The sequence below is a fragment of the Streptomyces sp. NPDC054834 genome, from assembly GCF_053611185.1.
Window position 1 is genome coordinate 61211 of sequence record NZ_JBSGZV010000037.1, and the last position, 23145, is coordinate 84355.

Here is a 23145-nt window from a genome sequence, read left to right on the forward strand (position 1 = left end):
CAGCGTTCAATGCTCTAGGGTCTGCCGTTCGCTGATCGGGACGGAGCGGAACCGAGAGCGGTGCCACGTCGCGTACGGTGAGCGGCGCCGATCCGTGCGTACCAGTCGATGAGTTCTGGTCTGTCGACGCTGCCGGGGTCGACCACGGTGTCCTGAGCGTCTCCGCGCAGCAGACGTTTCACGGGGACTTCGAGTTTCTTGCCGGTGCGGGTGTGCGGGATACCGGGGGCTTGGATGATCTCGTCGGGTACGTGGCGGGGGGAGGCTCCGTGGCGTATGGCGTTGCGGATCTTCTCGCGCAGCACGTCGTCGACGTCGGTGCCGTCGGTGGTGGTGACGAACAACGGCATCCAGTAGTCGCCGCCGTCCTGCTCGATCCCGACGACGAGAGCTTCTGCGATCTCCGTGAGCTCCTCCACCGGGCCGTATATGTCGCTGCTGCCCATGCGTATGCCGTGGCGGTTCAAGGTCGCGTCGGACCGGCCATGCATGATCACCGAGCCCTGATCGGTGATGGTGATCCAGTCGCCGTGCCGCCACACTCCCGGGTATACGTCGAAGTAGGCGTTGCGGTAGCGGGAGCCGTCCGGATCGTCCCAGAAGAAGAGCGGCATCGACGGCATTGGCCGGAGTACTACCAGTTCCCCCACCTCGCCCCGCACCGGCTTCCCGTCCGGGCCGAAGGCTTCCACGGACACGCCCAGGCAGGGGGCGGACAGCTCCCCGGCCCAGACCGGAGTGGTGGGGGTGGCACCGAGGAACGCGGTGACCACGTCGGTGCCGCCGCTGGTACACACCACCTGTGCCCGGGGCCCGAGCTCGCCGGCGACCCAGTGCTGCAGGTCGCCGGGGAACGTCGAGCCGGTGACGCCCAGGCGCTCGAGCGAGGCCGGACAGTGGTCGGTGATCCGCACGCCAGCCTTGCGACACGCCGCCAGGTAGCCGGGGCTGGTACCCAGGACCTTCACCTCCAGGCCGGCCGCGAGCTGCCAGAGCGCATCGGTATCGGGATACGTCGGGCTGCCCTCGTAACACACGGCTGTGGCACCCAGCAGCAGACCAGCGACCAAGACGTTCCACATCATCCAGCTCGGCGTGGTGTGCCACAGCAGGCGGTCCCCGGCGCGCAGGCCAAGCTGCAGGCCCAGGTTTTTGAGCTGCTCGAGCACGACCCCGCCGTGCCCGTGCACGATGCCCTTCGGCCGTCCGGTCGTGCCCGAGGAGAACACGACCCACAGCGGATGGTCGAACGGGACGGGGCGGGGTGCGAAGTCGGCGTCGTGCTCGGTGAGCGCGGACCACCCAAGGGCGTCGGGCACCCGTGTCGCGTCCCCTACAACGATGGTCGCCGCCAGGGTCGGCAGTGCGTCGCGCAGGGCTTGTACGTCGGGGCAGCGGTCGATGTGCTTCCCGCCGTGGAGGCAGCCGGTCGCGGCGATCAGCACGGTCGGCTGGAGTTGTGTGAACCGTGCTTCGGCCGCGGCCGCGGTGTAGTCCTGCCCGCACACCGCCCAGGTCGCGCCCAGGCTGGCGGTGGCGAGGAAGGCTGTGATGGCCTCTACCCCGTTGGGGAGGTATCCCACCACCCGGTCACCCATGCGCACGCCAAGTCCGGTGAGTGCCTGCGCGAGTGAGGCGACCTGGCGGCGCAGTTGGTGCCAGGTGATGGCCACCGGGCCGGTGTCCTCGGTCACCGTGATGACGGCGGTGCCGGTCCGGTCGCGGAACACCTCGGCCGTGTAGTTCAGCGTGCTGCCGGGGAACCACACGCTTCCCGGCATGGCCTCGGTCGCCAGCGCGGGTCCCGCTGGGCGCTCGGGCAGACGGAAGTAGTCCCACACCGCGGCCCAGAAGCCGTTCACGTCGTCAACCGACCACGCCCACAGCTTGCGGTAGTCACCGCTCAGGTCACGTCCTGCGTGCTGTGAGGCGAACCGTGTGAAGTCGGTGATCCGGGCGTTTTCGACGGCCTGTGTCGTCGGGGTCCAGTCCGGTGGCTTCGTGCTCATGAGGTGTCCCCCGCCTTCGCTACTTCGAGCAGTGCGACCGTCGTGTGCACTGCCTTTGTGGCCATGGCCTCGCGCAGGGGGAGGCCATGGGTGTCGGCGAGGGTGACGAAGAGCCGGTTCCCGCCGTCGCCGCAGCATGCGATCGGCAGCAGCGTCCCGGTGCCGATCGAGGTGACCAGCTCGTTCTCCCGCACCAGGGCGACGGCGTGTCCGGTCGTGGTGGCCACCCAGACTCCGTCTTGTGTCGCCCAGATTCCGTCCGGCCGGACGTCGTCGCCGATCAGGTGGGCGAGGTCGGCGTAGGTGCGACGGTCCGTGAGGGCGCCGTCGTCTGCGACGGTGAAGGCGGTCAGTCGTTGCCGGGTGGTCTCGGCGACAACCAGGGTGCGGCCGTCGCCGGCGAAGGCCAGCCCGTTGGGGAACTCAACGTCTTCGGCGGCCACGTGTACCGCTCCGTCTGCAGCAACGCGCAGCAGCCGACCCGGTCGCAATGGTTCACCGGCGTGCGCGGCGAAGCCGACGTCATCCACGTAAAGGTTGCCGTGCGGGTCGCCGACCATGTCGCCGAGCGGACCGGTGGCCACCGCGCTCAGGTCCGCGTAGGTGTCGAATTGCTCACCGGTCCACACGCCGATACGCCGTTGATGCATCATGGCCCCGACCAGCCGCCCGTCCGGCAGGAACCAAAGGCCGTTGGGGATGGCATCCAGCGGGATGCCGCGCCAGGGGCCGTCGTGGTCGGTCCACAGCTTTCCGCCCTGGGTGTCGGACAGCCACAGTGCACCGCGCTGCCAGCGGGGGCCCTCCCCCCACGTCATTCCGGCCGCGTACTCCTTCACGCGCCCACCTCCTGTACCGATGCCGTCCGCGCCAGGTCGCGGGTGGCCCGCTCCAGTTCCGCCGTGTCGGCGACGAGCGCGAAGGTGTAGCGATCCGGACGGATGATTGCCGCTGCCGCCGCGTGTTCGGCCAGCCAGCGGTCGATGACCGGCCCCGTCTCCGGGACGGCCACCACGCCGAGTTGGCGCCATAGCTGCTGCACGTCCACGGACACGGCGGAGGTGACCTCCGGCTTCCCCACGACGGTGAAGCCGTATCCGCTCACATCGTCCAGCTTCTCCCCGTTCGCGCCGCGTGGCTGCGGGCTCAGTTGCCCGATGGCTCCGCCGGGCTGGGCAACCACGCCTGGCCCCAGCAGCGGCCGGTACCTCTCGATCGTCTGCGTTCCGTTCAGCTCCGGGAACGCGCCCATTCCGAGGGCTTCGATCAGGTTGGACTGCCGAGCGGATTCCTCGATGTAAGGGCGCACGTGCGCAGCCCGCTCGCTTTCGTAGGTGTCGAGCAGGGCTTGGGGACTTTCGCCCTTGACCACGGCGGCGAGCTTCCACGCCAGGTTCGCGGCATCGCGCAGCCCGGAGCACATGCCCTGGCCGAGCATGGGAGGCATTTCGTGCGCGGCGTCGCCGGCGAGCAGCAGGCGGTCGGACCGCCAGCCGTGCACGAGCCGGGCGTGCCATTCGTAGGTGTCGGTACGCATGATGCGGTAGCTGCCCGGTTCCAGCCAGCGGCTCAGCAGGTCGTACACCGACTGCGGTCGTTCGAGCTCTGCCGCGTCGTCCTCGTCGAGGAGCATGAACTCGAAGCGGAGCATGGGCGGGAAGATCGGGACGTAGGTCACGGGCCGCTTCCCCTCGCACCAGATGAATCCGCTGTCCGCCGGGAGCTGTGCAGGGTGTTCGAAGGGGTGGATGTCGACGATGAGGGAACGCTGAGTGCCGTGGAGGTCCTCGACCTCGGCGTTCATCGCCTGACGGACGAAGGAGTTGGCGCCGTCCGAGCCGACGGCGTAGCCGGCCGTGAGAGTGGTTTCGGCTCCGGTCGACCGGTCGAGCAGCGTGAGCCGCACCGCTTTGTCGTCCTGCTCGATCGCGGTGGCCGTCCAGCCGAACCAGAGGTCCGCGTTCGCGTCGGCCGCCAGCAGACCCCGCAGCCGCGACTCGAAGTCGGGCTGGTGGAACTGGTAGTCGGTGCGCCAGCCCTGGTCGGACTCCTCCTCGGGCAGCGTCTGCTGGAGGAAGGCCTGCCCGTCCTCCCGGTGCAGTGTCCAGGCGGCTTGGCGCAGGAACTGGTGTTCCATGTCCTGCGCGCCGAGGGTCTGCAGAAGGCGCATGGTCTCGTCGTCGAGATGCGTGGCGCGCGGATGCTGGCAGACGAGCCGGTTGGGGTCGATGGCGGCGACCCGGATCCCCTTCATGGCCAACAGCCGTGCGAGAGCCAGTCCGACCGGGCCGCAGCCGACGACGGCGATGTCGTAGGTGTCCATGATGCGCTCTTTCATTTTGTGTGTCCGGCCGTCGGCTCTTTGGCGCGCGGCGCGGGGGCGAGACGGCCCTGATTCTGGGATGTCCGTCCGCCGACAGCCAGGGCGAGGGCCGCGCCGAGGACGGCGGGGACGGCGAAGAGGACGAAGTTCCAGCGGGGTTCCAGGCCGGCCGCGAGGATCCAGCCGCCGAACGTGGGGCCGGCGATGGCGCCGATGCGGCCCACCCCGAGCGCGACACCCACCGCGCTGGCCCTTGCGGTCACCGGGTAGGAACGTGAGATGTACACGTTGATCAGTCCCTGGACGCCGACCGCGCCGCAGCCGCCGACTATCACGATGCCGTAAAGCACCGGCAGCGGCAGTTGGGCGCTCATGGCGACGATCGCGGCGGCTCCGAGGGCGAAACTGGCCGTGATCGGGCCCCTCGATCCGGCACGGTCAGCCAGCAGCGCCATCGCGAGCCCGCCGACGGTGGCACCGAGGTTCAGCAGCACGAGGAAGGTCTGTGAGTCCTGCAGCGGATAGTCCGCCGTCTGCATCAGCCGCGGCAGCCAGGTGTTCATGCCGAAGATGAGCAAGAACGACAGGGCCGCCATGGCGCAGAACATCAGGGTGGTGCCGCGGTAGGGCGGTCTGAGCACCAGCCGGACACCACGGTTGCCGAGGTCGGGGGCCGACGCGCTGACCGCCTGGTGGTACTCCGTGGACTCGGGCAGCCAGACGAAGGCCATGGGCAGCAGAAGCAGACCGGCGATGCCGCCGACCAGGTACTCCTGGTGGAAACTGTGCCCACTCAGCAGTGTGTTGGCGACGAGGGCCGCGAACGAACCGCCGATGGCGGTCCCACACTGGACGATGCCCGAGTAAAGGTTCTTTCGCCTGTCCGGGGCCAGTTCGAAGATCAGTGGGCCCATCGCCGGGTAGATCGCACCGACACCGAGCCCGACGACGAATCGGCCGACGCCGAACAGTGATGGAAGGGGTGCCACGGCGCAGGCGAACATCCCGGCACTGACCACCGCGATACTGATCAGGGTCGTGCGGCGCCGGCCAAACCGGTCGGTGAACTGGCCGACCAGCAGGGAGCCGACGAGCATGCCGATCGGAGTGAGGCTGCCGAGCAGGCCGACGAAGGCGACGGAGAGGTGCCAGGGACGGTAGCCCAGCAGCAGCGGAGTGGTCGCACCGTAGGCGACGAGGTCGAAGCCCTCCAGTGTCATCACAGCCAGGCCCACGGCGAGTGCGGTGCCTGACGGCGATGAAGGGCCCGGGGACGGTTGGTCGCGCCGACGGACGAAGGCTGGTGTGCTCAATGTTCCGGCTCCGATTTCAGCAGTCTCACCCGTCGCGACTGCTGACCGCGGCGCTGCGGGAAAGGGGCGGAGGTGTCTCTGTGCGGCTCGCCGACGGCGGGTCGGCGCAGGAATGCGGCTCGGGGCCTCATCCGTGTGATGCGGGCGGGGCAACGCGCCCCGCCGCGGTTTCCGGTGTCGGGCGCTCTCAGTTATTTGCCTTATGGGCGCCGGCCATCAGCGCGGCCAGGTCTTCGGGAGCGAGGAACGACGGCGGCGGCGGAGGCCCCCAGGTGTAGAGCGCCTGCATTCCTTCGAAGGATCGTGGCGTCCACAGCTGGTCGTCGACGATGCAGTCCATGTCGGCGTAGTACTCGCTGAAGTTGCCGGCCGGATCCTTGAGGTACCAGAAGAAGTTTGAGCCGATGTGATGGCGGCCGAGCCCCCACACATGGCGTTCCGGGTGCTCGGTGAGCATGCGCGTGGCGCCCCGGCCCACCTCGTCGACATCCGTCACCTGCCAGGAGGTGTGGTGCAGGAAGTTGAGCGGCGCCTGCTGCACCAGGACGTTGTGGTGGTCGGTGGAGCAGCGCAGGAACGCGGCCGAGCCGGGCACAACATCGCTGACCTTGAATCCGAGTCCTTCGGTGAAGAACCGCTGTGTCGACTCCTGTTCCACCGAACCGATGACGACGTGGCCCAGGGCCAGGGGCCGGACCGGGTCGGTGCGGGAGAGTACGGGTGCTCGGGTGCCGGCACGGTCCAGGCGTCCGGGACCGTTGTACGGGGTGGCCGGGACGGTGATCCGAGTCAGCCGGGGTGCGATGCGCACTTCCACCGAGATACCGGCGATGGGTTCCGTGGTACGCAGGGCGTTGGCGTCGCGTTCGCAGGACAGCTCGAGCCGTTCCAGGTTCGCGGCGATCCGGCCCAGGTCGTCGCCGTCGTCGGCGGCGACCGTCATCGCCAGCAGGCGCCGGACGGGGGAATGTTCGAGGAAGAACTGTTCACCGCCTTCGACGGTGACGAACCGTCCGGGTGCCACCTGTTCGAGTCCGAAGTCGACGTAGTAGTCGGCAGCCTCGGCCACGTTCGGCACGCCGACGGTGAGTGACTGCAGTCTGTGCAAGGCCATGGTGGTGCCCTTCTCTCAGGCGGCGACACAGGTCTGCCGGAGCTGTCCTATGCCCTCGATGCGGGTGATGACCTCGTCTCCTGGCCGCAGGTAGCGCTGAGGGGTGCGGGCGTGTCCGACTCCTGCGGGAGTGCCGGTGAAGATCAGATCGCCCGGCAGCAACGGGCAGACCGCGGACAGCCCTGCGATCAATTCCGCGACCGGGAAGATCATCGACGAGGTGCGGGACTTCTGGACGCTCTCCCCGTTGACGAGGCATTCGATCGCCAGGTCGTCCGGATCCGCGAACTCGTCGGGCGTAACCAGTACCGGCCCGGTCGGCGCGAATCCGGGGAAGGACTTGCCGAGGGAGAACTGCGGCACGGGGCCGACGGACTGCACCTCGCGCTCGGAGTAGTCCTGCCCCGCGGTCAGCCCGGCCACGTAGGACCAGGCGTCCCCGGCGGCCACGTGCTCCGCCCGGCGCCCCATCACCACCACAAGCTCGGCTTCCCAGTCGACGCGGCCGCTGGGCAGCCTCAGCTGCGTGTCCGGGCCGGTGAGGGCCGTGGCGAACTTGGTGAAGACCGACGGGGACTCAGGCGCCGCCAGGCTGGCCTCTTCGGCGTGGCCGCGGTAGTTCAACCCGATCGCGAACACCTGCCGCGGCGTCGGCGAAACGCTGCCGTCCGGCCCAGTCGATCCGTGGGCGCCTGCAGGCTCCAGCTTTGCAGCCCACGACCGGAACGCGTCCCACTCCTCGAACACTGCCAGCGGATCAGCCGAAAACCGACCAGCACTGGCTTGCTCGACATCGATCACCGCCTCTCCGGTCACCAGACACATCCGTCCGGATCGGGTCGTCGTCCTCATGGTGCGCTGCCTCCGGTGCTCTTGCTGCTGAATGTCTGGAGTCAACGCCCTCGCCGTCGATACGTCAATGAAATCTCGAGATTTTTATAAAATACCTAGAGGGGCTAGTATCTTCGACATGACCACGACCCGCTCCACGACACGCGCCGAGGAGATCTACAAGCGGCTGCGCGCGGACATCCTCAACGGACGGCACGAGCCCGGTTCACGTCTGCGCGTGGAAGCCCTGAAGGACAGCTACGGCGCCAGCAGCGGGGTACTACGGGAAGCGCTGCCCCGGCTGGTCGGCCAAGGACTGGCGACCTTCGCGCCGCAGCAAGGGTTCCGGGTCGTCACCGTTTCCCCCGAGCGCCTGCAGGAGCTGACCGAGGCCCGCGTATTCATCGAAACCCACGTGGTCCGGGAGTCCGTCGCCGCCGGCACCATCGAGTGGGAGTCCGATCTGCTCGCGGCACACCACCATCTCGCCCGCACTGCGTACTTCAGCGACGACGGAGCCCTCAGCGAACGCTGGCTGAACGCCCACGCCCGCTTCCACGGCATCCTGCTGGAGGGATGTCCCAACCGGCAGCTGCGGGACATCGCCACACAGCTGCGCGATGCCGCTGAGATCTACCGCTGCTGGGCCCGCACACCGGCCGAGCACAGCCACCGCGATGTCGCCGCAGAACACAAGATGATCTGCGATCGCGCCATCGCCCGGGATGTACCAGGCGTCGTCGAGGCACTCAGCCAGCACATCAACATCACCACGCAACTACTGCTCAACGATTACGAGCGGCACGAGGAAAAAGGCAAGCAGGACCCCGGCTCCCCATTTGGTTGTTGAAAGAAACGCGCTGGTCAGCGAGCCTGCCTCTCGCCGTGGTCTCGGCGGCGGTCGTTCACCGCGCCCAGGCAGTCGGTGTCATCTAATTAGGCTGGTGTAGGGTCTCGCCGCTCGTGACATGTCGATCTTGCGTGACCTGGGCGTTCTTGGCTGTCTCACGGCCTTGTCACCCATGATCAGTCTCACATCCGTGGCATTTCCTCGCGAGGGCGAGGTCGAGATCAGGCGGCTTGCCCGAGTCGGCCGAGTACACCACGCTGAGCCCCGAGCACGAGGGCTACCGGCGAGCCCAGATCGCGCACCGATGCGTTTCCCGCGCCGCGCTGGTCTATACGCCGGACACCCACGGACGGAAGGCTGCGCCATGCGGAAACTGATCTACGGCATGAACCTGACCCTGGACGGCTACATCGCCGCGGCCGGCGACGACATCGGCTGGAGCGGACCGCCGAGCGACGAGCTGTTCCAGTGGTGGCTCGACCACGAGCAGGCGAGTGGCCTGTCGCTGTACGGGCGCAAGCTGTGGGAGACGATGAGCTCCTACTGGCCGACCGGCGACCAGCAGCCGGGCGCCACCCCGGCGGAGATCGAGTTCGCGCGGAACTGGCGGGACACGCCGAAGGTGGTGTTCTCCTCGACGATCGACAAGGTCGACTGGAACACCCGCCTGGTCACCAGCGACGCGATCGCCGAGATCACCCGGCTCAAGGCCGAGGACGGCGGCGCAATGAACATCGGCGGCGCAACGCTCGCCGGGGCGGCCATGCGCGCCGGGCTGATCGACGAGTACGCGATCGCCGCCTATCCGGTCCTGGTGGGCGGCGGCACGCCGTTCTTCACCGCGCTGGACAGCTGGGTGAACCTGAACCTGGTGGAGACGCGGACGTTTCCCGGCGGCGTGGTCCTGACCAGGTACGAGACGAGGCGCTGAGCAGCAGCACCCACGCGCTAGTCTCACGGGGATGTCGTATACGACATCGGTACGACACGGCCCGTGAGATTACGACATCAGCCGCGAGACCTCCATCGCTGTATGTTCTCGCGACTTAGGAAAGCGCCACCATCCTGAGACAAAAGCACCCGTCCGCCGCGTGAGACGGTCCGGAGAACAACTGGTCAGCGCGATGCTCTCTGCCGCAAGAGCCTAGGCAGAGGACGGCGATCCGCATGGCATGTCCGGGCAGATAGGCGACGTAAGTCCTTTCCTGGTCCAGTGGTTGCTCGCCTCCGGCTCGGTCGCCATGGCCGCTGCGGGCCCCGTCATCACCGCGCTCCTCGCCGACCTCACCGATAGCCGCGCCTGATCTCAAGCGCCGCTCGGCTCCCCGGCGCTCCGGCCTCGCAACACCGGCGACGCCGCGGCAACAGCGCGTACGGGGTGCCGGGAGTTTGGATTCAGCGCCCCCGTTCCCGCAGTCACGGCTGCGGGAACGGGGGCGCCGCGTTCAGGCATGGGGCAGGAGCCCATCCACCCCGGCTTTCAGCCCCGCTGCATCCGCCAGAGACGGGTTCGCGCCGGGGACTGAGCAGGTCAGGGTGGCGACGCGAGCGGCGAAGGAGCAGGCGTCGGTCAGGTCTTCGAGGCTCAGTGCGTCGAGTCGGCCGCCGAGGTGGCCGACGGCGGCGAGCCGGTGGAGCAGGCCCGCGGTGAATGAGTCCCCGGCGCCGACGGTGTCGACGACGTCGATGGCCGGGGCTGCGACGGTGACGCGGAGACCGTCGAGGGAGGCGAGGGCGCCCCGTCCGCCCAAGGTGATGACGACGAGGCGCGCGCCGGCAGCGTGCCAGGTGTCGCACGCCTCCTCGGTGCCAGCACCGGGCAGGAGCAGCGCGAGGTCGTCCTCGCTGAGGCGAAGGATGTCGGCGAGGCTGCACCAGTGGGGGAGCCGTTCGCGGTAGGTGGCGGGGGGTACGAGCAGGGGGCGGACGTTGGGGTCGATGGACACGGTGACGTGCTCGCGTGCCTGGGCGAGGTGGTCCTCGATGCGGGTGCCGCCGGATTGGCGTATGAGTGCCAGGGAGCCGGTGTGCAGGCAGGCCGCGCCGTCCTGCTGTGTGGCGGCGAGTTCGTCGGTGGTCCACTGCCAGTCGGCGGCGCTGTCGGCGTAGAAGGTGTAGGTGGCCTGGCCGGAGTCGTCGAGGTCGGCGACGGCGAGGGTGCTGGGCTCGGGGGCGGTCACGCTGCCGGTCAGGTCGACGCCGGCGCCGCTGAGGCGGGCACGGAAGAGGGTGCCGAAGACGTCGTCAGAGAACCGGCCGAGGAAGCGGGTGGGGGTTGCCGAGCCGGGCGAGGGCGACGGCGGTGTTGGCGGGGCCGCCACCGGGCAGGGCCCGCAGTGCGAGTTCATCGGAGCTGGACCGGGCAGCGTCGGTGAAGGCGTCGGCGACGCACTCGCCGAGGACCGTGACGCTGCTGGAGGACTCGGGTCGGGCCATGGTGGCGGGTCTGCCTCTCTCGGAGAGAGCGCGGATAGCGAGGGGGCACCGAGCCAGTGGCCTGATGCAGCCCCTGCGCAGGTATTGACATGCCGCTCAAGACGGACGTAACTTCCGAGCCACACGGAAGTAACGCGCGTTATTAAAGCGCGAAACCGGAGGTGGTGTCTCGCACCCGGTCGGCCGAAGGGAACTGATAGTGGCCACGAACAAGTCGCATCGCGTGACCATGAGCGATGTGGCCCGCCATGCGGGCGTCTCGCGGACCACGGTCTCCTTCGTCCTCAACGACAAGCCCGGGGCCGCCATCCCCGACGAGACCCGTCGGCGGATCCTGGCGGCGATCGACGAGCTCGGCTACCGGCCCAACGCCGGGGCACGAGCGCTGGCCGCGAACCGCAGCGGATGGTTCGGGCTGATCACCGAGATCGTGACCGGCCCCTTCGCGGCGGAAGTGATCACGGGCGCGCAGAGCCGCGCCTGGGGTGACCGGAGGTTCCTGCTGATCGCCGCGAGCGAGGGCGACCCCGCCCAGGAGGCTGCCGCGCTCGACCAGATGCTGGAGCACCGGGTGGAAGGGCTGCTGTACGCCACGACCTGGCACCGGGCCGTCAGCCTCCCCAAGGCCGCCCGCGAGGTACCGACGGTGCTCGTCAACTGCTACGACTCGGAAGGTGAGCTGCCGTGCATCCTGCCCGACGAGGTGTCGGGCGGATACAAGGCGACCCGCCGGCTCCTGGACGCCGGTCACACCCGCATCGGGTTCATCAACCTCGACCCGGCGATCCCGGCCGCCATCGGCAGGCGCGAGGGGTACGAGCGTGCCCTACGTGAGGCCGGGATCACCCCCGCCCCCTCCCTCGTCATCCCCGGCTGGGCCACCGCCGACGGCGCCTACACCGCCGCCTGCGAACTGCTGGACCGCCCGGCAGCCGACCGGCCAACCGCGCTGTTCTGCGGAAACGACCGGATGGCGATGGGCGCGTACGACGCGATCAAGGAACGTGGGCTGCGCATCCCGCACGACGTGGCCGTGGTGGGGTTCGACAACCAGGAACTCATCGCCGCCTATCTGCGGCCGAAACTGACGACGCTCGCCCTGCCCTTCGAGGCGATGGGCACCAAGGGCGTCGACATGCTCGCCGCTCTCGCAGCGGGGCAGCCGCTCGGCACCCGCCGGGTGACGATCGACTGCCCGCTGCTCGAACGCTCGTCGGTCTGACCGCTAATCAGTCCGCCGAGGAATCCCATCCCGTCTTCGCCCTGTGTGTTGAAGAGAGGAAAAGAGTCTCCATTATGGCACCCTCCCGCATACCTTCACGGCGGCTGCGGCCCGTCCTGAGAGCGGTCACCGCGACCGCCGCCGCAGCCCTGGTCCTGTCCGCCTGTACCAGTGGCTCGGGCGCCGCCGGCGCCGGTGACACCTCCGGCAACCAGCTGCTCACCATCCCGCGCGAGGATCTGGCGACGTTCACGCGCAACTTCAACCCGCTCTCCCCGCAGAACGCCCCCATGACCCTCCAGGCGATCTACGAGCCGCTGGCGGTGCACAGCATGGCGGACTCCAAGGACACACCGTGGCTGGCCACCAAGTGGGAGCAGGCCAAGGACGGCAAGTCCCTCACCTTCACGCTGCGCGACGGTGTCAAGTGGTCAGACGGCCAGGCGCTCACCGCCGACGACGTCGTCTACACCTTCGAGCTCCAGAAGAAGGTGCTCGGTGGCTTCGACTACCTCGACAAGGTCACCGCGGTCGACGCCCACACGGTGAAGTTCTCCTTCAACAAGGCGTTCTCGACCGCCTTCTACGAGATCAGCGGCCACTACATCCTGCCGAAGCACATCTGGTCCAAGGTGAAGGACCCGACGAAGTTCACCAACCCGAACCCGGTCGGCACCGGCCCGTACACCAAGATCGAGAAGTTCCAGAGCCAGTCGTACGCGCTGCGAAAGAACCCCGACTACTGGCAGCCCGCCAAGCAGCAGATCGCCGGCATCCAGATGCTCGCCTTCTCCGGCAACGACAGCGCCAACATCGCCTTCACCAACGGCGAGGTGGACTGGACGCAGTCGTTCATCCCGGACATCGAGAAGTCCTTCGTCGCCAAGGACAAGAAGCACAACCACTACTGGTTCCCGGCCACCGGCGCCATGATCAACTGGCAGCTGAACACCACCACGGCCCCCTTCGACGACCCGGCCGTGCGCAAGGCGCTCAGCATGGCCGTCGACCGTGACCAGATCACGAAGGTCGCGATGAACGGCTACGCCGAACCCGCCGACTGCACGGGTCTGGCCCGCACGTACGACAAGTGGCGCGACACGTCGCTGGCCGCCTCCTGCACCTGGACGAAGTACGACACCGACGCGGCGGCCAAGGCCCTCGACGCGGCCGGCTACAAGGAGAGCGGCGGCAAGCGGAAGCTGAAGAACGGCAAGCCCTTCACGCTCGACATCTCCGTCGGCTCCGCCTCCTCCGACTGGATCTCGGTCGCCAACATCATCAAGCAGGACCTGGCGAAGGTCGGCATCACCGCCACCGTGAAGACGCCCGACTGGTCGGCGGTCTCGTCCTCGTACAACACCGGCAGCTTCGACACCGGCATCGTGTGGAGCAACAACGGCGCCACACCGTACGAGTACTACCGCGGCGTGATGTCGACCAAGATGGTCCAGCCGGTCGGCAAGCAGGCCACGGAGAACTACCACCGCTTCGGCGACAAGAAGGCCGACAAGCTCATCGACGCCTTCGCCGCCGCCACGGACGAGAAGACGCAGCGCGAGCAGATGAACGGCCTTCAGAAGCTGTACAACGAGGACGCGCCCGTCGTCCCGCTGTTCACCGGCCCCGAGTGGGGCGCGTACACGGACGCCCGCTTCACCGGCTGGCCCACCGAGAAGAACCCGTACGCCACCCTCGGCAACCGCAACGGCAGCACGATCCTCCTGCTCACGTCGCTCAAGCCCGTCAAGGGCTGACGCCGCCCGCGGACCGGCGGCCGCCCTCCTCCCCGGACGGCCGCCCCCGCGCACCGCCACACACGTTCCCCCCAACGACAGGGAGCACGACCCGTGCGTCTGATCCTGCGCAACCTGGGGTTCTATCTGCTCGCCTTCTGGGCCTCCATCACCTTGAACTTCGTTCTCCCGCGCTTCATGCCGGGCGACCCGGTCTCCCGGATGTTCGCGCAGGCCCAGGGCACCATGCAGCCCGACCAGATAGCCCAGCTGCGGAAACTCTTCGGCCTCGACAACCGCCCCCTCTGGGAGCAGTACGTCTCCTACGTCAAGAGCGTCTTCACCGGCGACCTAGGCATCTCCATCTCCCGCTTCCCGACCCCGGTCTCCGACGTGATCGGCTCGCAGATCGGCTGGACCATGCTCCTCGGTGGCGTCGCGCTCGTCATCGCGGCCGTGCTCGGCAACCTGCTCGGCATAGTCGCCGCCTGGCGGCGCGGCGGCGTCCTCGACTCCGCCTTCCCACCCCTGCTGATCTTCGTCGGCTCGTTCCCGTACTTCTGGCTGGCCATGGGCGCGCTGTACCTGTTCGGGGTGAGCCTCGGCTGGTTCCCCATGCGGCACGCCTACGACGTGGGTCTGACTCCCGGCTTCAACGGCGAGTTCCTCTCGAACGTCGCCACCCACCTGGTGCTGCCGGCGCTGACCATCGTGCTGGTCTCCATCGGCGGCTGGATGCTCGGCATGCGCAACACCATGATCGCCACGGCGGCCGAGGACTACATCACGATGGCCGAGGCGAAGGGGCTCAGCCCCTCGCGGATCATGTTCCGCTACGCCGCGCGCAACGCGCTGCTGCCCTCCGTCACCAACTTCGGCATGGCGCTCGGCTTCGTCGTCGGCGGCGCGCTGCTCACCGAGGTCGTGTTCGCCTACCCAGGCATCGGCTACCAGCTGCTGATGGCCGTCCAGGGCCTGGACTACCCGCTGATGCAGGGCATCTTCCTGACGATCACGGCGGCGGTGCTGATCGCGAACTTCCTCGTCGACCTCGTCTACGTCCGCCTCGACCCGCGTGTCCGCGTCCGCTGAGGAGGTTGCCGACATGACCGCCATCGATATCGCGACGGCCACCACGCCGACCACCCCCGCACGCCCGTCCCGCCGGCGTGGCCTGCTGCGCCAGCTCATCGACAGCAAGAAGGCGTTGACCGGGCTGATCCTGCTCGCTCTCTTCGCGCTGCTGGCCCTGCTCGCGCCCGTCCTGGCACCGGGCGACCCGTCGCTCATCAACTCCACGGGAAGCCAGGCCCCCTCGGCCGCACACTGGCTCGGCACGACCGCCAAGGGACAGGACGTGCTCGCCCTCACCCTGTGGGGTGCGCGCAGCTCCCTCTTCGTCGGGTTCACCGTGGGGCTCGTTGCGACCGCGGTCGCCATCCTCGTCGGCCTCGCATCCGCGTACTTCGGCCGCATCGTGGACGACGCGCTGACCCTGGTCACCAACATCTTCCTGCTGCTGCCCGGCCTCCCGCTGCTCATCATCCTGGCCGCGTTCCTGCCGCCCGGTACCTCCACCGTGATCCTGGTGCTCGTCGTCACCGGCTGGGCGGGCTCGGCCCGGGTCCTGCGGGCGCAGGCCAAGTCGATCCGGGGCAAGGACTTCGTGGCCGCGGCCGTCGTCACCGGGGAGCGCCCGCTGCGGATCATGTTCCGCGAGATCCTGCCCAACATGGCGTCCGTGGTGATGACCACACTGCTCGGCTGCGTGATCTTCGGCATCGGCGCCCAGGCCGGCCTGGAGTTCCTCGGCCTCGGCGACAGCAGCGTCGTCAGCTGGGGCACCAACCTGTACTGGGCCAGCAACGACGGCGCGCTGATGACCGGCACGTGGTGGGCCTTCGTCCCCTCCGGACTGTGCATCGCGCTCGTCGCCTTCGTGCTCGCGCTGGTCAACTACGCGGTCGACGAGATCACGAACCCGAGGCTGCGCAACCGCCGTGCCCGTCGTGAGAGGAGGGGCTGAGCCATGGAACCCGTACTTGAGGTGAACGGCCTGCGCGTCGAATACCGCAGCGACGGACGCACCGTCGTGGGCGCCGACGACGTCTCCTTCTCCATCGGCGCCGGAGAGGTCTTCGGCCTCGCCGGGGAGTCCGGCTGCGGCAAATCGACCATCGCAAACGCGGTGATGCGGCTGCTGAAGCCCCCGGCGGAGATCACCGCGGGCAGCATCCGCTTCCAGGGCAGGGACGTCCTCGCCCTGGACCCACGGGAGCTGCGCGCCTTCCGGTGGCGGGAGATCGCCATGGTCTTCCAGTCGGCGATGAACTCCCTCAACCCCGTCCTGACCATCGGCGAGCAGATCGTCGACATCTTCACCACCCACGAGAAGCTGAAGAAGCGGCTCGCGCGGGAGCGGGCCGGTGAGCTGCTTCAGCTGGTCGGTATCGACCCGGGAAGGCTGAAGGCGTACCCGCACCAGCTCTCCGGCGGCATGCGCCAGCGCGTGGTCATCGCCATGGCCGTCGCACTCCGCCCCCGGCTGCTGATCATGGACGAGCCGACCACCGCGCTCGACGTGGTCGTGCAGCAGGAGATCATGGCGCAGATCCGCGACCTCCAGCGGGAGCTGGGCTTCTCCATCCTCTTCATCACCCACGACATATCCCTGATGATCGAGCTGTCGGACCGCATGGGCGTGATGTACGGCGGACGGATCGTCGAACTCGCCGACGCCAAGGACCTGTTCGCGGGGCCGCTCCACCCCTACACCGAGGCGCTGATGAACGCCTTCCCACCGCTGACAGGCCCGCGCCAAGAGCTCACCGGCCTCTTCGACGCCCCGCGCACCGCCGACAGCTGCGGCTTCCACGTCCGCTGTCCCGAGGACCGCTCGGACTGCTCCACGAACATCCCCGACCTGCGCGAGATCGCCCCCAGCCGGTGGGTGGCCCAGAGTGCCCAGGGAGCCCCGCGATGACCCAGCCCCTGCTGTCCGTGCGCGGTCTGACCAAGGACTTCCAGGTCGGCACCGTCTTCTCCCGGCGCCGCGTCCGTGCCGTCAACGACGTGTCCTTCGACCTGCCGGCCGGCCGGATCACCGCCCTGGTCGGCGAGTCCGGCAGCGGCAAGTCCACCATCGCCCGCTGTCTCGCCCGCCTCGAACAGCCCTCCGCCGGACAGGTGCTGCTCGATGGCGAGGACATCCTGCGCACCGAGCGACGCCGGGCGTCACGGGCGTACCGCCGCAAGGTCCAGATGGTCTTCCAAGACCCCTTCGGCTCACTCAACCCCGTCCACCGCATCGAGCACTTCCTCACCCGGGCCCTCGTCCTGCACGGCCACTCCGCCACACCAGAGGCGCTGCGCGAGCTGATAAAAACGGTCGGCCTGACCGAGGACATGCTCCAGTCCTACCCGCACGAACTCTCCGGCGGCCAGCGTCAGCGCGTCTCCATCGCTCGCGCGTTGGCGGTGGAACCGCGCCTCATCCTGGCCGACGAACCGACGTCGATGCTGGACGTCTCCGTACGCGTCGGCGTGCTCAACCTGATGCGGCGCCTGCGCGACGAGCGGAACATCGCCATGCTCTACATCACCCACGACCTGGGCTCCGCCCGCTACCTCGCCGACACCACGATGGTCATGTTCGCCGGCGAACTCGTCGAGGGCGGCGACGCACTGGCCGTCATGGACGCCCCCGCCCACCCCTACACCCGCCTGCTGCTGTCCGCCGTACCCGACCCCGAACGGGCCGGCAGCTACGACCCCCTCGAGCGCGCCAGGCTCCGAGAGGCAATCCTCAACCCCACGTCCTGCCCCTACGGCGACGACGGCGCGTGCAGTCGCACCGAGCCCGTCCGCCACATCGTCGGCGAAGACGACGGCCAGCCCCACTGGGTGCGCTGCCACCTGCGCGCACCCGCCTCCGACATCGCCCGCCGCGTCCTGAAGGCCACCGACCGGCCGGACGGCGAGGCCACCGACGACACCGAGAAAGCGGAGACCACAGCCGCATGACCCACGACCTCACCTTCCCCTCCGGCACTCCCACCGCCGAGGGGCTGGCCGAACGCGCCCTGCGCGACCCTCACCGCCCCCGCTTCCACTTCACCTCGCCCGGCGGCTGGCTCAACGACCCCAACGGGCTGAGTCACTGGAACGGCGTCTACCACCTCTTCTACCAGTACAACCCGCTCGCCGCCGCCCACCACCGCATCCACTGGGGCCACGCCACCAGTACCGACCTCGTGCACTGGGCCGACGAGCCGGTCGCCCTGGTGCCGGGCTCGGACGGCCCGGACCGCGACGGCTGTTGGTCCGGTGTCCTGGTGGACGACAGGGGAGTGCCCACGCTCGTCTACTCGGGCAGGCACGGCGAGCATGAACTCCCCTGCGTGGCCAGGGGATCGGCGGATCTGAGGTACTGGACCAAGGACCCGGCCAACCCCGTCATCACCGCCCCGCCGGAGGGCGTCGACATCACGGCCTTCCGCGACCACTGCGTCTGGCGGGAGGGCTCCGGCGAGAACACGGTGTGGCGTCAGCTGGTGGGCTCGGGCATCCGGGGCGTCGGCGGCACGGCCTTCCTGTACGAATCCGACGACCTGCGCAGCTGGCGCTACGTCGGCCCGCTGCTGACCGGCGACGCCTCGCAGAACCAGGGCGAGCTCGACTGGACCGGCACGATGTGGGAGTGCGTCGACCTCTTCCGGCTCGGCGAGGACGAGGAGGCCGGCAGCACCGACGTGCTGCTCTTCTCCGCCTGGGATGAGGGCACTACCCACCACCCCCTGTACTGGACCGGCCGATACCAGGGCGACACCTTCACCCCGACTGCCCTCCACCGCCTCGACTACGGCGGACGCTACTTCTACGCCCCCCAGTCCACCCGTGACGAGCACGGCCGCCGCATCATGTTCGGCTGGCTCCAGGAGGGACGGACGGACGAGGCGAACGCGCAGGCCGGCTGGTGCGGTGTGATGTCCCTGCCGAGGGTCGTCACGCTCGCCACGGACGGCGGCCTGCATCAGGCCCCGGTGCCGGAGCTGACCGAGCTGCGGCGGGAGCGCGTAGAGGTGGCTCCAGGCCGGCTGGGCGACCCGTACACCCGGCTGCCCGCCGTGCGCGGGGACCAGCTGGACATCGGGACGAGCCTGCGTCTCGCTCCCGGAGCGACCGCCCGGCTCGTGGTCCGCGAGACACCGGACGGCGCGGAACGCACGGTCGTGGAGGTGAGCCGGTCGCACGACGGAGCGAGCGGCACCCTCCGACTGCACCGCGAGACCAGCAGTCTCGACGCGACGGTCGACACCGAACCCCGGTACGGAGAGCTGCCGTTGGGCCCCGACGGCCGGGTTGACCTGCGGGTCCTCGTCGACCACTCCGCACTGGAGATCTTCGCCAACGGGCGTGCCCTGACCGCCCGCATCTACCCCACCCGCCCGGACGAGGCCGTCGGCGTCGGTATCGGAGCCGACGGCGACGTGGTCCTGGAGCGGTTCGACGCCTGGCAGATGGCGTCGGCCTTCACCGACGGACCCCGGCCGCTGTGGCCGTGACGGTCTTACACACGGCCACAGCCCGCGGGGTGGACGTCCCCGCGGGCCGTGGGCCACCCTCCCCTGTTCTCCCTCAGGAGCCGCCATGAGCGTGTCCCGCCGTACCCTCCTGCTCGCCGGAGGAACCGCCGCCACCCTGCTGCCTCTCGGAGGCATCCTCCCCGCAGCACAGGCCGCCGCCCCGAACGCCGCCGGCGCGACCCCCGCCGCCACCCCGATTCCCGACCCCATCCCCGTCGCCGGCACCTGGACCCGCACCTCCGACGGCGGCCAGAAGGTGACCGCCGGCCGTCGCGGGCCCGCCCTTGCCCTGTCCGAGCAGCAACTCGCGGCCAAGGGCACGTACGCGGCCCGCGTCACGCCCCAATCCTCCGCCTCCGTAGGCGCGTTGGTGTTCCGGGCAGCCCTCGACGGCTCGACCGGATACGCGGTCGCCCTCGACCCCGGCCGCGCCCACATACGGCTCTACGACCTGGCCGGCGGCGACACACTCGCCACCGCTCCACTCCCGGGCGCGCGGGCCGGAAAGCCCTACTACCTCGAAGTGGCAGTCGACGGACCCGAGCTGACGGTGCATGTCGGCGGCAAGCGGCTCCTCCACACCGAGGACCACCGCCACGACACCGGCTCGGTGGGCCTGCTCGCCCAGGGCGGCAAGGTCACCTTCGGCCCGCCCTCCCTCTCCTCGGTCACCACCAACCTCACCGGCTGGACCACGAGCGGCGGCACCTGGACGGCGAGTCCGCTGGGCTGGTGCGCGGCCCCGACCCAGGGAGCCACCGCCCGCGCCATCACCACAACCAAGACCTACGACACCGCGCTCCAGGCCGACCTGCTCCTGCACGACGCCTCCGCCATCGCCTCACTGCTGGTGCGCACCGACGCCAAGGCCACGCACGGCTACGGCGTCCAAGTCGACGCGGGCCAGGGCAGGCTGAGGCTCTACCGCATCGACGGCAACATCACCCTCGGCACCTACACGACCACCATCAAGGCCGACACGGTCTACCGTCTGCGCGTCGAAGCCGAACACGACGAACTGCGCGTGCACTGGCAGACCAACTTCCTCTCTCCCGACGGCTACAGCCCCGTCATCACCGCCCAGGACTCCACTTACACGAAGGGCCGACTCGCCGTCACGGCTTCGGCCGGCGAGGTGTCCTTCGAGAACATCGCCGCGGCCGACCTCGTCACCGGCCTCCAGGGCTGGACGGCCCGCTCCGGCACTTGGACTCCCGACCTGTGCGGCATCCGTGGCGAGAACGGCCTGCGCACGGCACCCTTCACCGACGGCGACCTGGTGGCGAGGGCCGACATCACCCCCGGCGACCGCTCCTCCTCGGCCGGCCTCGTCCTGCGCGCGTCCGCGAACGGCTCCGGCGGCTACGAAGCCCGCCTGGAAGCCGGCCGCAACGCCGTCGTCCTGCTGGACCGCTCCTCCGGCACCCGCCTCGCCTCCGCCTCCGGCCCGGTCCGGCGCATCACGGCCGCAGGCACGTACCGGGTCGAGGCCCGCGCGACGGGCAGAACCATCGAGGTGTACGTGGACGGCGTACGGGCGCTCAAGACTCGCGTGTCCCGCACCAAGGGCGCCGCCTTCGGCACCGCGGCCGCGCACGGGACGTCGTACTTCCAGAACGTCGAAGCCCACGGCACCGCCGACTACTTCACCGAGCCGTACCGCCCCACGTACCACTACTCCCAGCTCACCGGCTCCACCAGCGACCCCTGCGGCCTGCTGCACTACGACGGCGAGTACCACCTCTTCCACCAGGACGAGGGCCGCTGGGCGCACGCGGTCAGTACCGACCTCGTCCACTGGCAGCCTCTGCCGATCGCCCTGCCCTGGAACGCCCACGGCCACTGCTGGACTGGCTGCGCGGTCGTGGACGCCGACGACGCCTCCGGTCTCTTCGACGGCGGCTCGGGCCTGATCGCCTATTACACGAGCTACCATCCGGACAAGCCGGGCGGAAACGCCAGCGTGCGCATCGCGTACAGCAAGGACAAGGGCCGCTCCTGGCAGCTGCACGGCGGCTCGAGTCCGGCCGTGCAGAACCCGGGCGGCCCCGACGCCGGCTGGACCTTCCGCGACCCGAAGGTCATCCGCGACGAGGCTCACGACCAGTGGCTGATGGTCGTCTCCGGCGGCGACCACATCCGCTTCTTCACCTCCACCGACCTCCTCACCTGGACCCAGGTCAGCTCCTTCGGCTACGGCGACTGGGCCACGCCCGGCGTCTGGGAGTGCCCCGACTTCTTCCCGCTGCCGGTCGACGGCGACAAGGACAAGGTGAAGTGGGTCCTCACCCTGAGCACCGGTGCCGTACGCGCCACGAACGGCTCGGCCGCCCAGTACTTCACGGGTGACTGGAACGGCACCGGTTTCACTCCCGACCAGAAGGCCGGCACGGTCCTGCGCGCCGACTCCGGCCGTGACTACTACGCCGCCACGTCCTTCTACGGCCTGCCCGACGACCGCCGCGTCTGGCTCGGCTGGATGAGCAACTGGGACTACCCCTTCAGCGCCCCGACCGGCGGCTGGAACGGCCAGCTGAGCACCCCCCGCGAACTGACCCTCACGGACACCGCCGACGGCGTACGCCTGGCGCAGCGCCCGGTCCCGGAGCTGGTCACGCTGCGCACGTCCACCACAACCCGCAAGGACCTCGCCGTCGGCCCCACCTCCGCGAACCCGCTCGCGGGAGTCCGGGGCATCGCCTGCGAGATCGAGGCCGAGATCACCCTCGGCACCGCCATGGAGATCGGCTTCCGGCTCCGGACCGACGACGACCAGCACACGACCGTCGGATACGACGCCGAGGCGCAGGAGCTGTTCGTGGACCGCTCGGCATCGGGCCTGAGCGACTTCACGCAGTACTTCGCGGCCCGCACGACCGCGCCGATGAAGACGACCGACGGCCGCGTGACCCTGCGCGTGTACGTCGACTCGTCCTCGGTCGAGGCATTCGGCGCGGACGGACAGGCCGCCGTGACCAGCCTGATCTTCCCCGGCCCGGCCGCCGACGGCATGGCCTTCTACGCCAAGGGCGGCACCGCACACATCGACTCGCTCAAGGTGCACAGGCTGGACAGCACCTTCCGCCTAGTGGATCGGGTGAAGCCGCTGGTGGCCGCCCCGACCGGCGGTGAATTCCGCTCGGATATCGGCAAGTTGACGATCACTCCCGCCGGCCGCTGGTCGACGGAGAGCGCGGGCCGCGCCGGAAGCTTCGACAAGGACTCCAACGCGATCTCGGCCCGCACGGCGACGGACTTGGACCTCACCACCCTGGTCCTGCTCGGCGGCCCCGCCCCGGACACGGGCGGCGCCCTCTCGCTCCTCTGGCGCGCCTCCTCCGACGGCGCCGACGCCTACTGCCTCAACATCGACCCCGACTTGCGAGTGATCCGCCTGGTCGCCAAGGCCAACGGCTTCTTCGACGACGGCGCCGCCCTCGCCCGCGTCCCGGCCCTGGTCCGCCGCGGCACGACCTACCCCGTGCGCATCCTCACCGAGGGCGACCGCATCCAGGTGTTCCTCAACGGCAAGCGGATCATCGACGTGACGGACACGACGTACACGAGCGGGCACATCGGCCTGAACGTGTTCGGAGGGAGGGCGGCCTACCAGGACACGTACGTGAAGCAGCTGTAACCACCGACCAGGCCGACCTACGGCAATGCCCGCGAGGCCCCACCCCCCGAGTCGGGGAGGGTGGTGGTCATGGAGGTCTCACTTTCCAT

General features: G+C 69.2%; 17 protein-coding genes and 1 pseudogene. 11 read left to right on the forward strand and 7 right to left on the reverse strand.

Annotated features, from left to right (window positions below):
• Positions 1-14: 14 nt before the first annotated feature.
• From ACWGJM_RS35525 to ACWGJM_RS35550, 6 genes are all read right to left on the reverse strand, one after another.
• Positions 15-2009 carry an acetoacetate--CoA ligase gene (locus ACWGJM_RS35525; protein WP_453415883.1) on the reverse strand — a complete coding sequence of 665 codons (1995 nt, stop codon included), beginning with the start codon at positions 2007-2009 and terminating at the stop codon, positions 15-17.
• Positions 2006-2848, reverse strand: a complete 843-nt coding sequence (locus ACWGJM_RS35530) for an SMP-30/gluconolactonase/LRE family protein (RefSeq protein WP_453415884.1) — start codon at positions 2846-2848, stop codon at positions 2006-2008. Before ACWGJM_RS35530 ends, ACWGJM_RS35525 begins: the two co-directional genes overlap by 4 nt.
• Entirely contained in the window at positions 2845-4332 is a 1488-nt protein-coding gene (locus tag ACWGJM_RS35535) for a bifunctional 3-(3-hydroxy-phenyl)propionate/3-hydroxycinnamic acid hydroxylase (protein ID WP_453415885.1), read from the reverse strand. The genes ACWGJM_RS35530 and ACWGJM_RS35535 overlap by 4 nt, the downstream gene beginning before the upstream one ends.
• A gap of 11 nt (positions 4333-4343) precedes the next feature.
• Positions 4344-5567 carry an MFS transporter gene (locus ACWGJM_RS35540; RefSeq protein WP_453415886.1) on the reverse strand — a complete coding sequence of 408 codons (1224 nt, stop codon included), beginning with the start codon at positions 5565-5567 and terminating at the stop codon, positions 4344-4346.
• A gap of 265 nt (positions 5568-5832) precedes the next feature.
• Positions 5833-6759 carry a VOC family protein gene (locus ACWGJM_RS35545; RefSeq protein ID WP_453415887.1) on the reverse strand — a complete coding sequence of 309 codons (927 nt, stop codon included), beginning with the start codon at positions 6757-6759 and terminating at the stop codon, positions 5833-5835.
• Between the two features lie 15 nt (positions 6760-6774).
• On the reverse strand, positions 6775-7611 hold the full coding sequence (locus tag ACWGJM_RS35550) for a fumarylacetoacetate hydrolase family protein (protein ID WP_453415888.1): 837 nt from the start codon (positions 7609-7611) through the stop codon (positions 6775-6777).
• Positions 7612-7729: 118 nt separating this feature from the next.
• Between ACWGJM_RS35550 and ACWGJM_RS35555 the strand changes: the two genes are divergently transcribed.
• The 3 genes from ACWGJM_RS35555 (at position 7730) to ACWGJM_RS35565 (ending at position 9744) form a co-directional block, all read left to right on the forward strand.
• Positions 7730-8440, forward strand: coding sequence for a GntR family transcriptional regulator (locus ACWGJM_RS35555; RefSeq protein ID WP_453415889.1), 711 nt, complete (start codon positions 7730-7732; stop codon positions 8438-8440).
• Positions 8441-8804: 364 nt separating this feature from the next.
• Entirely contained in the window at positions 8805-9371 is a 567-nt protein-coding gene (locus tag ACWGJM_RS35560) for a dihydrofolate reductase family protein (RefSeq protein ID WP_453415890.1), read from the forward strand.
• A gap of 241 nt (positions 9372-9612) precedes the next feature.
• Positions 9613-9744 (forward strand): hypothetical protein, encoded by a 132-nt coding sequence (locus ACWGJM_RS35565; RefSeq protein WP_453415891.1) that lies wholly within the window; start codon positions 9613-9615, stop codon positions 9742-9744.
• Positions 9745-9885: 141 nt separating this feature from the next.
• Here the strand turns inward: ACWGJM_RS35565 and ACWGJM_RS35570 are convergent.
• Positions 9886-10876 (reverse strand): annotated as a pseudogene (locus ACWGJM_RS35570) (carbohydrate kinase family protein).
• Between the two features lie 229 nt (positions 10877-11105).
• Between ACWGJM_RS35570 and ACWGJM_RS35575 the strand changes: the two are divergent.
• The 8 genes from ACWGJM_RS35575 (at position 11106) to ACWGJM_RS35610 (ending at position 23056) form a co-directional block, all read left to right on the forward strand.
• Positions 11106-12098, forward strand: a complete 993-nt coding sequence (locus ACWGJM_RS35575) for a LacI family DNA-binding transcriptional regulator (protein ID WP_453415892.1) — start codon at positions 11106-11108, stop codon at positions 12096-12098.
• Between the two features lie 74 nt (positions 12099-12172).
• On the forward strand, positions 12173-13855 hold the full coding sequence (locus tag ACWGJM_RS35580; protein WP_453415893.1) for an ABC transporter substrate-binding protein: 1683 nt from the start codon (positions 12173-12175) through the stop codon (positions 13853-13855).
• 93 nt (positions 13856-13948) lie between these two features.
• Complete coding sequence (locus ACWGJM_RS35585) at positions 13949-14926, forward strand: ABC transporter permease (protein WP_453415894.1); 978 nt, start codon at positions 13949-13951, stop codon at positions 14924-14926.
• Between the two features lie 13 nt (positions 14927-14939).
• Entirely contained in the window at positions 14940-15860 is a 921-nt protein-coding gene (locus tag ACWGJM_RS35590; protein WP_453415895.1) for an ABC transporter permease, read from the forward strand.
• Positions 15861-15863: 3 nt separating this feature from the next.
• Complete coding sequence (locus ACWGJM_RS35595) at positions 15864-16817, forward strand: ABC transporter ATP-binding protein (protein WP_453415896.1); 954 nt, start codon at positions 15864-15866, stop codon at positions 16815-16817.
• A complete protein-coding gene (locus tag ACWGJM_RS35600; protein ID WP_453415897.1) occupies positions 16814-17857 on the forward strand; it encodes an ABC transporter ATP-binding protein in 1044 nt (347 codons plus the stop codon). Before ACWGJM_RS35595 ends, ACWGJM_RS35600 begins: the two co-directional genes overlap by 4 nt.
• Positions 17854-19398 (forward strand): glycoside hydrolase family 32 protein, encoded by a 1545-nt coding sequence (locus ACWGJM_RS35605; RefSeq protein WP_453415898.1) that lies wholly within the window; start codon positions 17854-17856, stop codon positions 19396-19398. The genes ACWGJM_RS35600 and ACWGJM_RS35605 overlap by 4 nt, the downstream gene beginning before the upstream one ends.
• Positions 19399-19483: 85 nt before the next feature.
• Positions 19484-23056, forward strand: a complete 3573-nt coding sequence (locus ACWGJM_RS35610; RefSeq protein WP_453415899.1) for a GH32 C-terminal domain-containing protein — start codon at positions 19484-19486, stop codon at positions 23054-23056.
• Positions 23057-23145 lie beyond the last annotated feature (89 nt).